Source organism: Streptomyces sp. MB09-02B (assembly GCF_033794485.1).
Lineage (GTDB): Bacteria > Actinomycetota > Actinomycetes > Streptomycetales > Streptomycetaceae > Streptomyces.
Window position 1 is genome coordinate 1 of record NZ_JARGEE010000867.1, and the last position, 1,325, is coordinate 1,325.

Below are 1,325 nucleotides of genomic sequence, written 5' to 3' on the forward strand. Positions count from 1 at the left end.
ACCGTCCCGGACGGCCCCCCTGCCCCGGACGACACCCTGCTGGGCGCCGCGATCCGGGCCATCCGCGCCGGTGACCTCGCCTCCACCACGCCCCGCAGGACCCCCGGCGGTCCGGCCACCCCTCCGGGCACCCTGCCCCGCACGGGCTCCGCCGAGACCCTCGCGACGATGCAGGCCGCCGTCCTCACCGGTGAGGCCCTCTGGATCGGCTACGTCAACGCCGAGGGCTCCGCCAGCCAGCGCGTCATCGCGCCGGTCCGCGTCGAGGGCGGCTTCGTGACGGCGTACGACCACACGGCGGACGAGGTCCGCACCTTCCCGCTCCACCGGATCACGGGCGTCGCGGAACTGGCGGACGACGCGACCTGACCCACCGAATCCGGGTGACACTGTTGATCAAACCGCCTCCCGGAGATCACCCGTTCGGGCGTACGCCGGCTTTCATGCAGGCCACGACCGGTTTTCCCCCGCACGGGCGAGCGCGGGTCCCCCGGCGCATCGACTCCCGTGACGCGGGGCAGCCACCCTGTGTCCGATCGAGATCGACTCCTGCGCTCGAAAGGCCCACACGTACGCATGCGCCCGCTCACCGCACTCCTCTCCGCATCCGCCGTCTCCGCCGTCGCCGTCGTCCTGGTGGGCGCGCTCGCCGCGCCGGCCGCCGCGAACCCGCCCCTGCCCCTCCCCGAGCTCGGCACTCTGGTGGGTGAGGGCATCGGCGTGGAGGGGCCGTTGATCCAGAACGTCAGCCTGCTGAAGTAGGGCGCCGCAGCCGGTAGCTGTCCCCCTCGAGGAGGAGGGTCTCGGCGTGGTGCGCGAGGCGGTCCACCATCGCCGGGGCGGCCCCGCCGAAGATCTCCTCCCAGCGGTCGAGCGGGCGGTCACTGGTCACGATCAGCGAGGCCCGCTCGTAGCGGTGCGCGATCAGCTGGAAGAAGAGCCGGGCGGTGTCCGTGTCGAAGGGGAGGTAGCCGACCTCGTCGACGATCAGCAGGGGGCAGGCGTCGAGGGCGGACAGTTCCTCGGCGAGCCTGCCCTCGGCCCGTGCCCCGGCCAGCCGTGCGGCCCACTCCGTGGCCGTCGCGAACAGCACCCGGTGTCCGGCCTGGCAGGCCCGTACGCCGAGCCCGATCGCCAGATGCGTCTTGCCGGTGCCGGGGGCGCCGACGAACACCACGTTCCGCCCCGTGTCGAGGAAGTCCAGCGTGCCGAGTCGGGCCAGCAGCCGCCGGTCGAGGGAGCGCGGGTGTCCCTCGTCGAACTCCTCCAACAGCTTCCGCGCCGGAAACCCGGCCTGCCGCACCCGCCCCTCGACCGGCGGCTGC

At 73.6% G+C, this 1,325-nt stretch carries 3 protein-coding genes; 2 read left to right on the forward strand and 1 reads right to left on the reverse strand.

Annotated features, from left to right (window positions below):
• Nucleotides 1-369 (forward strand): WYL domain-containing protein (locus P1P70_RS44720; RefSeq protein WP_319248245.1); only part of this gene is annotated, 369 nt, incomplete at its 5' end.
• A 207-nt stretch (nt 370-576) separates the two neighbouring features.
• A complete protein-coding gene (locus P1P70_RS44725) occupies nt 577-762 on the forward strand; it encodes a hypothetical protein (protein WP_319248247.1) in 186 nt (61 codons plus the stop codon).
• Here the strand turns inward: P1P70_RS44725 and istB are convergent.
• Nucleotides 746-1,325: IS21-like element helper ATPase IstB (istB, locus tag P1P70_RS44730; RefSeq protein WP_319248249.1), on the reverse strand; the 580-nt coding region annotated here is incomplete at its 5' end. The two genes, P1P70_RS44725 and istB, sit on opposite strands and share 17 nt — an antisense overlap.

What these genes read in the sequence shown, in the direction of transcription:
- P1P70_RS44725 (WP_319248247.1), top strand. Translation starts at nt 577, where the DNA reads ATGCGCCCGCTCACCGCACTCCTCTCCGCATCCGCCGTCTCCGCCGTC.